The organism is Pseudomonas syringae pv. tagetis, assembly GCF_022557255.1.
GTDB lineage: Bacteria > Pseudomonadota > Gammaproteobacteria > Pseudomonadales > Pseudomonadaceae > Aquipseudomonas > Aquipseudomonas caricapapayae.
On sequence record NZ_CP092923.1, the window covers coordinates 5,712,410 to 5,730,000 of the forward strand.

Below are 17,591 nucleotides of genomic sequence, written 5' to 3' on the forward strand. Positions count from 1 at the left end.
GCGGCCTAATTTCATCCTTCAGTAGTCAGTGAAAAAACGCGATCAAGGAGATGATCATCATGGAAGATGTAATGACACGTGTAAAAGAATTGGTGGTCAAGCATTTGGAAGCAGCGCAAGAAGATGTAAAACCGACATCTGACATAACCAAGGATTTCGCGGCTAGCAGTTTAGAATTTGTCGAGCTCAGCCTGGCTCTAGAAGAAGAATTCGAAATCAATATACCGGATGAAGAAATTAAAAAATTCAAAACGGTACAAAACATAGTTGACTACATCTCAAAAAACAATAAATAGACACGATGTAGGCTAACAGCCACAACACCTGCTGAGCCCCCAAACGCCAGTTGCAGGCCTTTTGCCTCCAGTCAAAACTACCAGTAGCTGTCCTTCCGTATTTGCGCGCAATGTACGGCTCCACCCGGCAGCCCACCTGTCGGGCGAGCCCTGTGTTCAGGAGTTGCGTTCATGGATGCGTTGAATGTCATCAATGTGGGCACTGACAGAGTCAGTTCGTTGTTCAACGTTGTTCTGCAGTACGGGGCGACCGTTGTTCTAAGGTTGGTGATTGCAGCGTTGCTGTGGATAGTGGGTCGCTGGCTGATCGGTGTGCTGGTCAGGATGGCGCAACGCTCGCTGACCCGGCAGCGGTTTGATCCGACGGTGCTGCGCTATGTCGGCTCGTTCATCACGGTGACGCTGAACATCATTCTGGTGATCGCCATTCTGAGTTATTGCGGCATCGAGACCACCAGCTTTGCGGCACTGCTGGCGGCCGTGGCGCTGGCGATCGGCATGGCGTGGTCGGGCTTGCTGGCCAATCTGGCGGCAGGTGGTTTCATCATCGTGCTGCGGCCCTTCAAAGTCGGCGATATGATTTCAGCGGCGGGTGTGACCGGGACCGTGGTCGAAATCGGCTTGTTCGTCACGTCGATCAATACTCCGGAAAATGTGTTGAATCTGGTGGGCAACAACAAGATTTTCTCGGACACCATCGTCAATTTTTCCAGCAATGATTTCCGCAGCGTCGAGCTGACCGCCGTATTGCCCGGCACCGCCGATGAACAGACGATCATCCCGCGCCTCAGGGATCAGATAGCCCGCCTTCCCAATGTATTGAGCAGCCCTGCGGTGGATGTGCATCTGGCCTCTACGACGGCCGACTCCATCACCCTGTCGGTACGGCCCTATTGCCACAATGATCACTATGATTCGGTGCATCTCCAGACGCTTGCCCTCATCAGAGCGTTGATGCTGCACATATCCTGAGCGGCACGCATAGGTAAAATTCATCGCCCGTCGGCTAACCCCAACCCGTCAGCAGCCGATTAAAAGAGATCGGTCCATATTCTGCGTGGCCTCTGCCTTTTATCTTACGGATTCAACCATGAGCTTTTTATCTCGTCTTCGGACCAGCACTTCGCGGGCCGGGGGCGTACTCAGTGTCATTACGTCCGCCCGGGAATTGAACGACAAGCTGTCTGCACTGAGCTTTGATCCGGTTTACCTGACTGGTTTCGTTTCACCGCACGTCGACTTCGATCAAGTGGCCCGATCTGTCGCCGCACGCTTTCCCAACGCAAAAATCAGCCTGTGCACGACTTCCGGCGAGCTGTGCTCCAGCAACGATTCGCTGTACTGCGCGGCGGGCAATCAGTGGGACCGGATTGTGCTGGCGCTGTTTGACTCGAGCGTGATCAAGAGCGCGGAAGTGGTGCACATTCCGCTGCACAGCGAAGATATTCGCGGCGCGGGCAAGCGACTGTCGATGCGTGAGCGCATTGCGCGCCTGACGGACTCGATCAAGCGCGCTCAGGTCAGCACGCCAATCGATCATCGGGATACGCTGGCCTACGTCACGTTCGACGGGCTGTCGGCGTCAGAGTCGTTTTTCATGGAAGCCCTCTACGAATCAGGCCGTTTCCCGTGCCTGTTCGTGGGCGGTTCTGCAGGTGGCAAGGGCGACTTCAAGAAGACCCTGATTCACGACGGCAAGCGCAGTTATGAGAACCATGCTCAGGTGGTGTTTCTCAAAAGTGCGAAGAACGTGCGCTTCGGTGTGTTCAAGAGCCAGAACTTTGAGGCAACACCGCTGAGCCTGAGTGTTCTGACCGCCTCGCTGGAAGAGCGTTACATCAGCCAGGTGGTCAATTCCAGAGGCGAAATCGCCACAATGGTTGCGGCACTGTGTGATGCACTCAAGTGTGAGCAGCATGAGCTGGAAGGCAAGCTGGCACAGTATTCGTTCGCTATCCGCGTGGGCGAAGAATTGTTCGTACGCTCCATTGCACGTATCGATTACGAAAGCGAACGGGTGCATCTGTTCTGTGACGTGGCACCCGGCGAAGAGCTGGTCATGGTCAAGCGGACCTCGATGATAGACACCACGCGCAAGGACTTTGCACGCTTTCTGCAGGGCAAGTCCGGCAAGCCGCTGCTTGGCCTGTTGAGCGACTGCATCCTGCGTCGCCTGAACAACGGCAGTGAATTGGGCCGCATGAACGATGTGTTTGGCGAAACGCCGGTGGTGGGCTTCTCGACCTTTGGCGAGATTCTGGGCCTGAATCTCAACCAGACCCTCACTGCCGTGTTCTTTTTCAAAGTGCCGGAAGGCCAGCCGTTCCGTGACGATTACATCGACAACTTTATTGCCTACTACGGCGAGTTCAAGGCGTTCTTTCTGCGTCGGCAGATCAAGAAGCTGGCCGGTCTGAGCCATGTGGTAGTCAAGCAGATCGATCAGTTCAAACAGCGTAACTTTGTTCAGACCATTGACCCGAGCGGTCTGGACGAGCAGATCCGCCCGGTGTTCGGCGGCCTGAGCGACCTGGGTGATGTTCTGGTCAAAGCTCACCAGGATCAGGAAGAAATGGCCGCTCAACTGCGCCACTACTCCGGCGAGCTGCACGTTTCGATGGATGAGTTATCCCAGACCATCACGCAGCAGGAAACCGTCATCGACAAGGCTGGCAATACCGTCAAAAGCCTGGTCAGCCAGGCCGACGATGTGGTGCTTGGCTCACGGGAACTGGCCAAATCCAGCCTGCGCATTCAGTCGGTCGTGCAGATGATCCAGCAAATCGCCGGGCAGACCAACCTGCTGGCGCTGAATGCTGCCATCGAGGCGGCACGGGCAGGTGAAATGGGCCGTGGCTTTGCAGTGGTCGCCGATGAAGTGCGTCAACTGGCGCAGAAAACCTCGCAAAACGCGAATGACATCGGTACGGATATCGAGCGTCTGGCCGAGGAGATTCGCAAGGTGGCGCAGCACATCGAAGAGCAATCCCTGGAAGTCGGAACGCTCACGGGGCTGCTGTCGGAGCTGGAAGGGTCCAGTGACATGACCGCGGGCACTTCGCAACGTACCCGGCTGCTGGCCGATACCCTGCGCGGGCTGACTCAGTAGCAGAGCCTGGTGTCGGGTCGGCACTCTGCCCGTCCCGACACCCGCGTTGCCGACGCTTACTGGTTGCCCAGCACGCCGACCCTGCCCATGACGTTGCTCATGAACTGCTGCACAGTCATTTTCTGGCCGTTGAAGTCGACCATCTGGTTGGCATAACGCAGATCGGAGACGATGTTGTCGCCGTCGACCTTGGCCAGTTGCATCATCTCAGCCATCGCGCTGGCCATGTCAGCTGCGGCCTTGGCCTGCTCTGCAATGACCTTGAGGTCGGTCTGACCTTCACGAATGGCCTGCTGGGTAGCGAGGTCGCGGATCATCGGCCTGGACAGGACGATCTTGGCGTTGACTTCGCCCAGGCTCTTCAAGAGCAGCGCATCGGAAGGCTGATCAAGCGGGCCTGGATCGGCCAGGTCCACGGCGATACGCATGTGGCTTTCGCCATTGCTGGTCTTGAGCGAGAGTTTTTCCAGCTCGATGTGCGGCTTGGCAATCAACAGCTTCTTCATCTGCGTGTTCATCAGCTCTTGATCAGCCGTGCTCAGTTCCAGACGGAACGGACGCTTCTCCAGCGCAGCCTCCTGCTGCTGCGGCAGAATCTTCTCCTGATACAACTGATACAGCGCCTGAGTGGCCACTACGTCGAAGTTGGCGATCTTGAAGCCCATATGCCCCGAACCTACGTCCTTGCCCGCGTAAGAAATCATGCCGGCATCGTAGTTGATCTGGGCCGCCAGGTTACCGGCATCTTCCTGCGCCAGGTTGGTGTTGGTGAAATCCTTGATCTGTACCGGCGGCTTACCCACCACCTGAAAACCCGCGTTCTGGATTTTCATGTTGGTGTGACCCAGATAGAAACCGGACTTGCCTTTGGTGCCGCCGGTGTCGAAAGTCATGCCTTTGACGTCGATGCTCACCGGGCCGTCAGGCGATGCGACATTGAGTTGCAGGTTGTCCATGTTGCCCGCAAGGCTGAATTTTTCCGCGTCGGCGGACGACTCGGCGTTCAGGTCGAGCCCTGAAAACCTGAACGTGCCGTCCACGTCGGTCATTTCCAGCGGGGCCATCTGCAGTGTGCCTTTGGTGGCGCGGTCATAGCCGATACTGGCCTGTCCTTTGAGCGGCGGTACGTCCTTGCTCATGGCGAACCACTTCTCGGCGCTGGGGCTCTTCTCCATCTGGAAATTGCTCAGGGCCATGACCGGTATCAGGTTCAGGGTCTTCATACGCGACAACGGAATGGGGCCGTGTTCGATCTGATCGACAAACAGAAACTGGCCGCCCTGGGTGCTATCGGACAGGTTCTGGATGTCGACTCGATAATGCGCCGTGCTGCTGAAGAAATGCTTTTCCAGCGAAAGCATTTCCAGTTTGACGCTGGTGTCGGTGCCTTTGAACGACTTCGCGAGTTCCTGATTGGCCTTGCTGATCGAATCGTTCAGCGCACCTTCCAGCTGATTGCCGGTGTACCAGGCACCTGCCGTAACCAATGCGCCCGCTACGACGATGACGCCAATCGCTATACCTGCTGATTTATTCATAGTGACCTGAAGATATCCGTTCTGATGATGGAAAAGTCGTACCGGGACCGGCAGCACAGCTTGAAAACCGCGAAAGATTATCAGAAACACAGGGTAGCCACGGTATTCAAGGAAACGTTAGGCTGGAACGAATTTGAGAACGGGACGTGATCACATGAGCGAACAGCACAACCAACGAGGCCCGATAAAGGCCGTTATTTTCGACATGGATGGCCTGTTGCTGGACACCGAGGGGGTTTACACCGAGGTCACCCACTTGATTGCCAGCCGCCACGGTCGCACCTTCGACTGGTCCATCAAACAGCACACCATTGGCCGCGGTGCCCGGGACTTCTCGGATTACGTGATCAAGGCGCTTGAACTGCCGATGTCGATAGACGAGTTTCTCGAAATTCGTGAGCCCATGCTCGACGAGCGTTTTCCCAAAGCGCCTGCAATGCCCGGAGCCGAGGCGCTGGTCCGCCATCTGGCCGCTCACAATATTCCCATCGCCGTGGGCACCAGTTCTTCAGTGCATTACTTCGAAGCCAAGACGACCCTGCACCGCGTATGGTTCGAGCTGTTCGATACCGTCGTGACGGCCGATGACCCGGAAGTCGGCGCAGCCAAACCGGCACCGGATATCTTTCTGGTCGCCGCTCGCCGTCTTGGCGTATCACCGAGTGATTGCCTGGTCTTCGAAGACTCGCCGTTCGGTGTGACAGCCGCCAAGGCTGCAGGCATGTACGCGGTGGCTGTGCCGGACTCACACATGCCGGTCGAGCAGTACGAGCATGCGGACCTGCTGCTTGCCTCGCTGGCCGACTTCCCGCTCAAGGCGTGGGGGTTGCCTGAACTCGTCTGAATGACATGGAGATGTTGAGCATGAATTATCGAACCCTCGGCCAGTCCGGCCTCAAGGTTTCCACACTGACACTCGGCTCAATGATGTTCGGCGAGCAGACGGGTGCCGAAGAGTCCCTGCGTATTATCGACAAGGCCAGGGATCAGGGCATCAATTTCATCGACACGGCGGATGTCTACAACGCCGGCCGCTCGGAAGAAATCGTCGGTCGCGCCATCGCCGCACAACGCAGTGACTGGGTGTTGGCCACCAAAGTTGCCATCGGACCCGTCGATGGCGTGCCCAACCGGGCCGGCCTGAATCGCAAGCACCTCTTCAATGCCATCGAGAACAGCCTGCGACGCCTGGACACCGACTATGTGGATATCTATTACCTGCACAAGGAAGATCAGGACACGCCGCTGGAAGTAACGGTCTCGGCCATTGGCGACCTGATCCGGCAGGGCAAGATCCGCTACTGGGGCGTGTCTAACTTCCGCGGCTGGCGTATTGCCGAAATCGTCAACGTCGCACAGCGCCTGGGCGTGGACAAGCCGGTCATCAGCCAGCCGCTGTACAACATCGTCAACCGTCAGGCCGAGGTCGAGCAGATCACGGCAGCGGCGTATCACGGTCTGGGCGTGGTGCCCTTCAGCCCGCTCGCACGTGGGGTGCTCAGCGGTAAATACGCGCCAGACATCGCCCCCGACAGTGAAAGCCGTGCAGGGCGTCAGGACAAGCGGCTGCTGGAAACCGAATGGCGCGTGGAATCACTGCGTATCGCACAGCGAATTCAGGAGTACGTGCAGGACAAGGGGGTCGGCATTGTCGAATTCGCCATTGCCTGGGTGCTCAACAATCGGGCCGTGACGTCGGCAATCGTTGGCCCGAGGACCGAGCAGCAGTGGGACGGCTACACCAAGGCGCTGGAGGTCGATATCACCGCTGAGGACGAAACATTCATCGACTCTCTGGTGACGCCCGGGCACGCGTCGACGCCCGGTTTCAATGACGTTCAGCACTTCGTGTCAGGCCGCCTGATTCGCTGAGGCGATCTGCCTGCGGCCTTATGCCGCGAACGCTGTTTTGACGCGCTCTGAAACGCCCGTTTCAGAGCGTCACGTCATAAAAGCATAACGTGAAATTCCTGTTATCTATGAATGCTCGACCGGTAAGCCGAGCCGATGAGCGCTAAGATAGGCGGGTATTTACTGGAGCTCGCGGGGCTGGTACGTAATCCGGTGCACGCTGCAACACATCACGATGCTTCTATTTTCGCGACTTACTGGCAAGTCTTGGCTAGTCTGTCGGCAATCCAGCGATTTAATTGGACCTTGTCCAGCCAGGTTGATGAAGAAGTAGGCCGATGCGCAAATCAGATAGAGAAGCCTTTCTGGGCGCCGTACTGGGCAATGAGCAGCCTCCGGCGCACCTTGCCAGAACCGTAATTGAAGAAAAACTGCGAAATGCCATTATCGATGGCAGCCTTCCAAGTGGCACAGCCTTGCGCCAACAGGAGTTGGCAACCCTGTTCGGCGTCAGCCGGATGCCTGTGCGCGAAGCACTGCGCCAGCTTGAGGCACAGTCGCTGTTGCGTGTCGAAACACACAAGGGCGCAGTCGTCGCGCCGTTGATAACCGAGGACGCGGTGGACGCTTATGCCTTGCGGATCCTGTTGGAGTCCGAGGCGCTGCGTCTGTCCGTCCCGTTGCTGGACGCGGACGATCTGGCGGCGGCGGCGGGCTATATCGAGCAGCTTGAAGTCGAGACGGACTTCGGCCAGATCGGCAGACTCAATCGCATGTTCCATTTGTCGCTGTATGCAAAGACCCATAACAAGCGCCTGATGCGCCTCGTTGAAGAAGGCCTGAACGAAGAGGAGCGCTTCTTGCGTTTCAACCTGTCGGCCATGGGGCTGGGCAAGCTGTCTCAGGATGACCACTGGCAACTGCTGCGGCTTGCCGAACAGAAAGCGGTCGAGCCGTGTGTCGAAGCACTGCAGTACCACCTCAATCGCGGTGTTCAGGCCGTCACTCAATATCTGAACAGCAAGAAAACCAGCGACGCGAAACAACCCCGCGCAACAAAGAAAAACCCTGCCTGAATCATTGAGGCGGCTTATCCACAGGGCGATCACAACGCCTGCAGATTGGCCGCTCGTGCTCCCCGCCTGTCTGCCTGGAACACCGTCAGGCTTTCCCCTGGCGTGATGTTTTTATCGCTGTTTTCCTGATTCTGCCGGTTGGCCTGACACTGGAATAAGGCAAACTCGGCCGTGGCCTGAGGAAACCTGCCGGAGGGTGTTCCCTGGCTGCGGCTGAACTGCCCGCGCGAGATCGGGGGGCAGTTCTCTGTTCATCTGAACTCAATGGATAAGGAGTTGTTGAACGGGGCACACAGACATTGGAAGTCATTTCCAACTTCGCCCATTAAAAGTCCAGCAGTCTGATTGTTCCGCAGAACGGCAACGCCGAGCGAGGCATTCGCTCATTATTAATCATTCTGACTTAATCAGTCGGACGGGTTGCCTGCGCCCATGTAAAACATATTCCTCATGTTTTACATGACAACTTACGCACCCAAAAAACAGCAACTTTAATATTATAAAAAAATGATTGCGCACCGTATTAAATTTGTTTTAAGTTTTCTTCGCCGTCTGTGTCATTGACCGCAAGCCTGGCTCGACACTGTCCTTTACAAGGGCTGCTGTCGGAAAAAACAAAACGGCGACCGGCTGTTTAATTGAAGTAACCGACGTGTGCGTGACGAATGAGCGTCGCCACGCTCAGGCGCTTGCTCGCCCCGCCGCCAGGTACTTCATAACGTCCATTCTGCACTGACGGCAACTTATAACGTGAATAACTGCACGACTACTTATCACTATCCTGAGCACAAGGACATCATCATGCATTGTGAGAAAACGTTGCTTGAACACAAGAAAGCTGAACTTGGCCGTCACCCGATCTTTGCAGAAATCACCACACTGGACGTTCTGCGACGTTTTATGGAAACCCATGTATTTGCCGTCTGGGATTTCATGTCCCTGACCAAACGCCTGCAACAGGAACTGACCTGCACGCAATTGCCATGGCTGCCACCCAAGGATGCTTCCGCTGCCCGGCTGATCAATGAAATCGTTCTGGGGGAAGAGTCCGATGACCGATTGGACACCGGTCATTACAGCCATTTCGAACTCTACCTGGATGCCATGCGCGAGATAGGCGCAAGCACATTACAGATCGAGCGTTTCATCGAACTGCAGAATCAGGGCCTGCATTACACGACCGCGCTGCAAAGGGTCAACGCAGGCCAGGCCGCTTCGGCATTCGTGACCCACACCCTCGACACCGCCCTTCATGCACCGGCACACAGCGTTGCCGCCGCCTTCCTGCATGGTCGAGAGAGCGTTATCCCGCTGATGTTCCAGAACATCCTCGATGACTGGGGCATCACCGTCGACCAGGCACCCACCTTCCGCTACTACCTGGAGCGCCACATCGAAGTGGACTCCGAGGACCACGGCCCGGCGGCCGAGCAGCTGCTGGCCCGCCTCGTTGCTGGCGACACGCAGCGCGAGCGAGAGGTTTATCAGGCGGCCATCGCCGCAGTGGAAAGCAGGACTCGGCTGTGGGACACGCTGCGCATGAGTATGCGAACGCCGCTGATGCAGGCCAGTGCGTAGACCCCCTCGCAACATCCTGAAGCCTTTACAAGGAAGCCATCATGAAAGCAGAAGACTACATGTCGTTCATCGATGCGTGGGAAGGTCGCGCCACCATTCGCACACGCCCACGCAGGATCGTCGAGAACGATGAAAAACTGATCTACCCGGTCAGCCGCCAGCCGCTGGTGCTCAGCGATACGTTTACCCGCGAATGCGCGCATTTACGCAACTACGCGTTGGTCCAAAGCCTCTACAAGTTCATCAACGATGTGGTGATCTTTGAAACCGAGATCGTCGACAAGACCGCGCGCAGTATCGCCAAGGACAACTTCACGATTCGCTTCCCGTTTGCCTGCCGCTATGACGCCATGACAGTGGTGGTCGACGAGGACTATCACGCGCTGGTGGCGATGGATTTCATGCAACAGACCATCGCTCTGACCGGCATCGAGCCTATCCGGCTGCCTGACGAAATCGAACTCAGCCGAGCCATACCCGCCGCGCTGGCACTGGCTCCCGAGCATCTGCGCAGCGCGGTTGAACTGATCTGCGTGGCGATCGCGGAGAACACCGTCACCAATGACGTAGCGGCGTTCGCCAGGGACGACTCGGTCAAGCAATCGGTGAAGGGACTGATGGCTGACCATTTGCTGGACGAGGGACGTCACTCGGGATTCTGGGCGCGGCTGGTACGAATTTACTGGCACACCGCGACCGATCAGGATCGGGAGTCCATCGCCCGGATCATGCCGGTATTCATCGCTCAGTATTTGACCAACGACATCCAGAACGGCTTCGATTTCACCCTGATCGAGCACTTGCAGGTGCCGGAAGCCGTCAAGCAGGCTCTCAAGGACGAGACCAGGGCCGTGAGCTTTCCCGTCAACCGCCACCACCCATTGGTCGCCAATATCGTGCGCTTCTTCAAGAGCAGCTCGATGCTGGACGATCCCTGTGTGCAACGTGCACTGGCGGACTACCTGCCGGCGCAAGGAACGCTGCAATGAAGCGCCTGGAGATTGTACTCATAGGTCATAGCCTGACCCTGAGTGAACTGAATGCCGAGCTGCAAGCTCACGGGCATGGCATACGGCACCTGAATGAGCAAAAGGCGCTGCAGACGTTGACGGTGCCTGCCCCGTGCGTCTTGATCGACGACGGCAGCCTGGATCTGGGCGAGGTACGGCTTGAGCCGTCTGACCAGCGCACAGTTCTGAGCCTGCGGGTCGGCTTCAGCACGGCGCTGGAACACGGACTGCCTCGCCTGGAGCTGCTGTGCTGGCACGGCACGGCCGACGCTCGATGCTTGATCGCTCATGAATGGCTGACGGCCGAGGCATCAGGCAACGGCCGCGTACTGCGGGATGTTGCTGTCGCAGGCATGGTGGATCTGGCGGCGTTGCAGGTCAGCCGGTTGTCCAGAGACGATGAGTATTTCAACAGTCTGCCTGCCATAGCCCACGCCCATAGCGACCGGCTGAATGGCTTGCAGGCGATTGATCACTTGCTCTTCGAGCACCACCTGAATCAAACGGAACAATCGCACCTGCTGACACTGGCTGAAACGCCGATCACTCACCGGTTGGAGCAGGCACTGCTGAAGTTTGCCGAACGCCCGGCACTGTCGGTTAGCAACCAGACGCTCAGCTATAGAGCACTGCACGCGCACAGCATCGCCATCCAACGTCTGTTACTGCCGCTGCTGGCGCAGGCGAAAGCTGACACCCCGCCCGTGATCGGCATTTGCCTGCACAAGTCACCGGAGCTGTATGCGGGCATTCTGGCGATTCTGCGCTGCGGTGCGATTTATCTGCCGCTTGATCCAGGCCAGCCTGTGCAGCGTCAACAGTACATTCTGGAAAACTCGGGGGCGATGCTGTTGCTTCACGATGGCTTGCACCCGCTGGCCGCTGCAGAGTTTCCAGCGCTGGATATCGCTGCCGTGCGCCTGGAAGATGTGGGTTCACCGCGGATAGGCGTCAGCACCGATCCTGATGCGCCCTGCATGGCGCTTTATACGTCGGGCACTACCGGGCAACCAAAAGGTGTACTGCTCAGCCAACGCAACCTCAGCCACTTCACGGCCTGGTACGCCGAGTATGTAAACCTGAGCGAACACAGCCGGGTTCTGCAATTCTCTACGCTGAGTTTTGATTCGTCGATCATCGACATCTTCCCCACCTGGCTCAGTGGTGCCGAGCTGGTGGTGCCCGATGAGGACCAGCGGCGTGATCCATTGCAACTGGTCGGCGTGCTGCAACAAGGCATCACCCACGCGTTTCTGCCGCCGGCACTGTTGAGTATTCTGCCGCTGGATCAGCCGCTGGGGCTTGAGCATGTAACGACCGGCGGAGATGTCTGTGAGCCGCACGTGATTGCGCAGCTCGCCGGACAATGCCACTTCCACAACCTGTATGGTCCTACCGAAGCCACGGTGCTGGTCACGGCCTGCGAGTTCGGACCTTCCAGCAGCAATCGGCACTTGGGAAGACCGATTGCCAACAGTCAGGCCTGGATTCTCGATGAGCACTTGCAGCCGGTGGCGGAGCACACGCAGGGTGAGTTGTATATCGCAGGTCCTGGCGTTTGCCTAGGCTATGTCAACAATCCCGAACTTACCGCCGAGCGCTATGTGTGGCTGATCAAACCGGACGGGCAGCCACTGCGGGCCTATCGCACCGGAGATATCGCCAGGTGGACGGCTGACGGCATTGTATTGAGCGGGCGCCGTGATAATCAGGTGAAGATTCGCGGCTTTCGCGTTGAGCCGGAAGAGATCGAGCATTGCCTGCGCGACAGCGGACTGTATCGACAGGTCGCCGTAGTGATCGACAGGCAGCGGCGAATTCTGGCTTTTCTCGCCCAACCTTCTCTGGAGCATGACGAACCGGCGTTGAGAGCCCATGTGCAAGGCCTGCTGCCTGACTACATGCATCCTGCTGTCTATACGACGTTGCCCGATATGCCGTTTGCCAGTAATGGCAAGGTAGATCGCAAGGCGCTTCTGGAAATACCGCTGAGCTTCAGTGGGCAGCGCACGTGTCGTCTGCCCCAGAGCGAGATCGAGCAAGCACTGCTGGTGCTATGGGCCGATCTGTTGGAGCTGCCTGCGGAAGACATCTCGACTGACGAAAGCTTTTTCAACCTTGGCGGTCATTCGATCCTGCTGTCGCGCCTGTTGCTGGGGGTTCGTGAACAGTTTGGGCGCAGCATCCCGATCAACCGTTTTATCGAAGCGCCCAACGTACTGACACTGGCTGGCCTGATCGACAGCAAAGGTGCCTCGGCCGGCACCATCAGCGCTCAGGCAGCGCGGGATGCAAACCCCGACATTCAACTGTCGACACTGCCGGTCAGCAGGCTGGGCGACGTTCATAAGGTGATTGTTACCGGTGCCAACGGTTTTCTCGGTGTACACATCGTTGAGGCGCTGCTGAACTGGGGGGCGACAGAGATCGCCTGCCTGGTTCGTGAAACTCCGGGACAAAGCGCGCAGCAACGTTTCGAATATGCACTGCGGGAAAACCGTCTGGATCATCTGAATCTGAGCCGCGTGACGGTCTATCCCGCCGACGTGACGAAGCCCAGGCTGGGTCTCGGCGGAGCGGTGTACGAACGGCTGGACAGCGAGTTCGGTGCGCTGGTGCATAACGCGGCCAATGTGAATCATGTTCAGGACTATGAAACCCTTGTTACAGACAATGTTGCTCCCGTCTTTGAATGCCTGAAGTTGTGTGAGGGGCGCAGTAAAAAGATCTTCAACTTCGTTTCGACCCTGTCGGCCTGCAGCGCTATCGATGCCGCAGGCAACGTGCTTGAACAACCCGCTGCGGCTACTCCACCGATCTATATCAAGAACGGCTACAACCTTTCCAAGTGGGTGGCGGAGCGCGTTCTGCAATGTGCCCGGGACCAGGGTGTCTGGGTGAACATTTATCGCCCGGGCAATATCTCGTTTAACAGCCTCACCGGCGTCTGCCAGCCACAAAAAAATCGCCTGATGCTGATGCTCAAAGGCTCTTTGCAACTGGGTCAGGTGCCGGAGTTTTCAATCAACTTCGACCTGATGCCGGTGGACTTTCTGGCGCGCTTCATCGGCTTCCATGCCAGCCGTTATCAGCCAGATAACGCTGTGTTCAATCTGCATAACCCCGAGCCCTTGAGCTGGAGCAACTACGTGGAAGCCTTCCGCGAGGCAGGCCGCCAGTTCGAACTGGTGAGCGTGGAGCAATGGCAAGCCCAACTCAGCCGTGTCGACAGCCATAACGCCTTGTTTGGGGTGCTGGGTTTCTATCTCGACGGATTCGAGGAAGACATCGGCGACATATCGATGATCGAGTACCAGAACACACTGACCGGCATCCGCCGTATGGGCGAGCAATACCCACAGAAAAGCCCGGCGTTGCTACGCAAGGGCTGCGATTACCTGAAAGAAATCGGTTTTATCTGAGCCAATACTTTACTGATGTAAATGGAGAAAGACATGAGCACATTTCACAGCTATCTGAAGCCTGACACACTTATCAAGAACCCAGTATCGTGCCGAGTGGTTTCGACCGTGCAAGTCCCTGGTGATGCCGCTAGCGTGTGGGCTGTCGCAGGGAATTTCGGTGGTTTCCAGGCGTTTATACCGGCGTTGGAAAGCACTGAAGTCACCGGCAGTGGGCCGGGTTCGGTTCGCAAGAAGCTCTTCAAGGATGGCAGCGTGGCCATCGAACAGTTGAACTCTCGGGATGATCAAGCGCTGTACATGACCTGGTCACTGATTCACACCAGTTTGCCGGTAAGCAACCTATGGGCGGCAATGATTGTAGAGCCTGGCGGTGAGGATACGTGTATGGCCAGCTGGACCATTATTGCCGACCCTGTCCCGGGAGGTCCTGAAGGGGATGACTTTGAGGCGTTTCTTCAGGGGTTTGCTGACGGCGCGATGAATAACGTGCGTAGCCTGTTCGGCTGATTCATCTTCCATCGCAGCAGCCCGCTCGGAGCGAATGCCTGAGCGGGCTTTTTATTTGTTAGCCTATAACGACAAAACCCCTCATCGCGTGAGCGATGAGGGGTTTCGGAATTCAATCTTGACGATGACCTACTCTCACATGGGGAAACCCCACACTACCATCGGCGATACATCGTTTCACTGCTGAGTTCGGGATGGGATCAGGTGGTTCCAATGCTCTATGGTCGTCAAGAAATTCTGTTGCCGATCCGTTAGCAGGTAACGTTCCAGCGAATTTTGGTGACTTCTACTTAAACAAAAACCCTCAACGCGTAAGCGATGAGGGTTTCTGGAATTCAATCTTGACGATGACCTACTCTCACATGGGGAAACCCCACACTACCATCGGCGATACATCGTTTCACTGCTGAGTTCGGGATGGGATCAGGTGGTTCCAATGCTCTATGGTCGTCAAGAAATTCGGGTACCGAATCGTGCCTTGCGGCGCGCTTCAGCAAATCGGGTATGTGATAGCTCGGTGCGTTCGTGACCGCAAACCTTCGGTTCGTGTCATCTTCACAGTCACCGCAATCTGCTCATCTCACGCAGATTGCTTGGGTGTTATATGGTCAAGCCTCACGGGCAATTAGTATTGGTTAGCTCAACGCCTCACAGCGCTTACACACCCAACCTATCAACGTCGTAGTCTTCGACGGCCCTTCAGGGAACTCAAGGTTCCAGTGAGATCTCATCTTGAGGCAAGTTTCCCGCTTAGATGCTTTCAGCGGTTATCTTTTCCGAACATAGCTACCCGGCAATGCCACTGGCGTGACAACCGGAACACCAGAGGTTCGTCCACTCCGGTCCTCTCGTACTAGGAGCAGCCCCTCTCAAATCTCAAACGTCCACGGCAGATAGGGACCGAACTGTCTCACGACGTTCTAAACCCAGCTCGCGTACCACTTTAAATGGCGAACAGCCATACCCTTGGGACCGGCTTCAGCCCCAGGATGTGATGAGCCGACATCGAGGTGCCAAACACCGCCGTCGATATGAACTCTTGGGCGGTATCAGCCTGTTATCCCCGGAGTACCTTTTATCCGTTGAGCGATGGCCCTTCCATACAGAACCACCGGATCACTAAGACCTACTTTCGTACCTGCTCGACGTGTCTGTCTCGCAGTCAAGCGCGCTTTTGCCTTTATACTCTACGACCGATTTCCGACCGGTCTGAGCGCACCTTCGTACTCCTCCGTTACTCTTTAGGAGGAGACCGCCCCAGTCAAACTACCCACCATACACTGTCCTCGATCCGGATAACGGACCTGAGTTAGAACCTCAAAGTTGCCAGGGTGGTATTTCAAGGTTGGCTCCACGCAGACTGGCGTCCACGCTTCAAAGCCTCCCACCTATCCTACACAAGCAAATTCAAAGTCCAGTGCAAAGCTATAGTAAAGGTTCACGGGGTCTTTCCGTCTAGCCGCGGATACACTGCATCTTCACAGCGATTTCAATTTCACTGAGTCTCGGGTGGAGACAGCGCCGCCATCGTTACGCCATTCGTGCAGGTCGGAACTTACCCGACAAGGAATTTCGCTACCTTAGGACCGTTATAGTTACGGCCGCCGTTTACCGGGGCTTCGATCAAGAGCTTCGCTTGCGCTAACCCCATCAATTAACCTTCCGGCACCGGGCAGGCGTCACACCCTATACGTCCACTTTCGTGTTTGCAGAGTGCTGTGTTTTTAATAAACAGTCGCAGCGGCCTGGTATCTTCGACCGGCGTGGGCTTACGCAGTAAATGCTTCACCCTCACCGGCGCACCTTCTCCCGAAGTTACGGTGCCATTTTGCCTAGTTCCTTCACCCGAGTTCTCTCAAGCGCCTTGGTATTCTCTACCCAACCACCTGTGTCGGTTTGGGGTACGGTTCCTGGTTACCTGAAGCTTAGAAGCTTTTCTTGGAAGCATGGCATCAACCACTTCGTGTTCTAAAAGAACACTCGTCATCAGCTCTCGGCCTTGAGACCCCGGATTTACCTAAGATCTCAGCCTACCACCTTAAACCTGGACAACCAACGCCAGGCTGGCCTAGCCTTCTCCGTCCCTCCATCGCAATAACCAGAAGTACAGGAATATTAACCTGTTTTCCATCGACTACGCTTTTCAGCCTCGCCTTAGGGACCGACTAACCCTGCGTCGATTAACGTTGCGCAGGAAACCTTGGTCTTTCGGCGTGGGTGTTTTTCACACCCATTGTCGTTACTCATGTCAGCATTCGCACTTCTGATACCTCCAGCAAGCTTCTCAACTCACCTTCACAGGCTTACAGAACGCTCCTCTACCGCATCATCCTGAGATGATACCCGTAGCTTCGGTGCATGGTTTGAGCCCCGTTACATCTTCCGCGCAGGCCGACTCGACTAGTGAGCTATTACGCTTTCTTTAAAGGGTGGCTGCTTCTAAGCCAACCTCCTAGCTGTCTAAGCCTTCCCACATCGTTTCCCACTTAACCATGACTTTGGGACCTTAGCTGACGGTCTGGGTTGTTTCCCTTTTCACGACGGACGTTAGCACCCGCCGTGTGTCTCCCATGCTCGGCACTTGTAGGTATTCGGAGTTTGCATCGGTTTGGTAAGTCGGGATGACCCCCTAGCCGAAACAGTGCTCTACCCCCTACAGTGATACATGAGGCGCTACCTAAATAGCTTTCGAGGAGAACCAGCTATCTCCGAGCTTGATTAGCCTTTCACTCCGATCCACAGGTCATCCGCTAACTTTTCAACGGTAGTCGGTTCGGTCCTCCAGTTAGTGTTACCCAACCTTCAACCTGCCCATGGATAGATCGCCCGGTTTCGGGTCTATTCCCAGCGACTAGACGCCCTATTAAGACTCGCTTTCGCTACGCCTCCCCTATTCGGTTAAGCTCGCCACTGAAAATAAGTCGCTGACCCATTATACAAAAGGTACGCAGTCACCCAACAAAGTGGGCTCCCACTGCTTGTACGCATACGGTTTCAGGATCTATTTCACTCCGCTCTCCGCGGTTCTTTTCGCCTTTCCCTCACGGTACTGGTTCACTATCGGTCAGTCAGTAGTATTTAGCCTTGGAGGATGGTCCCCCCATATTCAGACAAGGTTTCTCGTGCCCCGTCCTACTCGATTTCATTGCAAAGGGATTTTCGCGTACAGGGCTATCACCCACTATGGCCGTCCTTTCCAGA

General features: G+C 56.3%; 10 protein-coding genes, 3 rRNA genes and 2 pseudogenes (1 of these 15 cut by a window edge). 11 read left to right on the forward strand and 4 right to left on the reverse strand.

The annotated features are described in order from the left end of the window. Positions 1-59: 59 nt before the first annotated feature. From acpP to MME58_RS27925, 4 genes and pseudogenes are all read left to right on the forward strand, one after another. Positions 60-296 (forward strand): acyl carrier protein, encoded by a 237-nt coding sequence (gene acpP, locus MME58_RS25570; protein ID WP_054985035.1) that lies wholly within the window; start codon positions 60-62, stop codon positions 294-296. Between the two features lie 171 nt (positions 297-467). Next, entirely contained in the window at positions 468-1,268 is an 801-nt protein-coding gene (locus MME58_RS25575; protein ID WP_055005700.1) for a mechanosensitive ion channel family protein, read from the forward strand. A gap of 118 nt (positions 1,269-1,386) precedes the next feature. After that, positions 1,387-2,493 (forward strand): annotated as a pseudogene (locus MME58_RS27920) (FIST signal transduction protein); the annotation flags it as partial. 555 nt (positions 2,494-3,048) lie between these two features. After that, positions 3,049-3,405: pseudogene (locus MME58_RS27925) on the forward strand (methyl-accepting chemotaxis protein); the annotation flags it as partial. A 56-nt stretch (positions 3,406-3,461) separates the two neighbouring features. On the opposite strand, the gene MME58_RS25585 reads toward MME58_RS27925, so the two are convergent. Next, positions 3,462-4,943 carry a YdgA family protein gene (locus MME58_RS25585; RefSeq protein ID WP_055005702.1) on the reverse strand — a complete coding sequence of 494 codons (1,482 nt, stop codon included), beginning with the start codon at positions 4,941-4,943 and terminating at the stop codon, positions 3,462-3,464. 154 nt (positions 4,944-5,097) lie between these two features. Here MME58_RS25585 and MME58_RS25590 point away from each other — a divergent pair, with 154 nt between their 5' ends. The 7 genes from MME58_RS25590 (at position 5,098) to MME58_RS25620 (ending at position 14,390) form a co-directional block, all read left to right on the forward strand. Then, positions 5,098-5,787: an HAD-IA family hydrolase gene (locus MME58_RS25590; RefSeq protein ID WP_055005703.1), complete on the forward strand. Its 690-nt coding sequence runs from the start codon at positions 5,098-5,100 to the stop codon at positions 5,785-5,787. A gap of 20 nt (positions 5,788-5,807) precedes the next feature. After that, a complete protein-coding gene (locus MME58_RS25595) occupies positions 5,808-6,815 on the forward strand; it encodes an aldo/keto reductase (RefSeq protein WP_055005704.1) in 1,008 nt (335 codons plus the stop codon). A 317-nt stretch (positions 6,816-7,132) separates the two neighbouring features. Next, complete coding sequence (locus MME58_RS25600; RefSeq protein WP_055005705.1) at positions 7,133-7,870, forward strand: GntR family transcriptional regulator; 738 nt, start codon at positions 7,133-7,135, stop codon at positions 7,868-7,870. 801 nt (positions 7,871-8,671) lie between these two features. Then, entirely contained in the window at positions 8,672-9,448 is a 777-nt protein-coding gene (locus MME58_RS25605; protein WP_054985027.1) for a DUF3050 domain-containing protein, read from the forward strand. 41 nt (positions 9,449-9,489) lie between these two features. Next, positions 9,490-10,437: a diiron oxygenase gene (locus MME58_RS25610; protein WP_055005706.1), complete on the forward strand. Its 948-nt coding sequence runs from the start codon at positions 9,490-9,492 to the stop codon at positions 10,435-10,437. Beyond that, a complete protein-coding gene (locus tag MME58_RS25615) occupies positions 10,434-13,880 on the forward strand; it encodes a non-ribosomal peptide synthetase (RefSeq protein ID WP_055005707.1) in 3,447 nt (1,148 codons plus the stop codon). Before MME58_RS25610 ends, MME58_RS25615 begins: the two co-directional genes overlap by 4 nt. Before the next feature lie 33 nt (positions 13,881-13,913). After that, positions 13,914-14,390, forward strand: a complete 477-nt coding sequence (locus tag MME58_RS25620; protein WP_055005708.1) for an SRPBCC family protein — start codon at positions 13,914-13,916, stop codon at positions 14,388-14,390. 116 nt (positions 14,391-14,506) lie between these two features. Here MME58_RS25620 and rrf (MME58_RS25625) read toward each other — a convergent pair. The 3 genes from rrf (MME58_RS25625) to MME58_RS25635 all read right to left on the reverse strand — a co-directional run. Further along, positions 14,507-14,622 (reverse strand): 5S ribosomal RNA (rrf, locus tag MME58_RS25625). A gap of 107 nt (positions 14,623-14,729) precedes the next feature. Further along, a 5S ribosomal RNA gene (gene rrf, locus MME58_RS25630) occupies positions 14,730-14,845 on the reverse strand. 149 nt (positions 14,846-14,994) lie between these two features. Continuing rightward, positions 14,995-17,591 (reverse strand): 23S ribosomal RNA (locus tag MME58_RS25635); it runs 297 nt beyond the window's last position.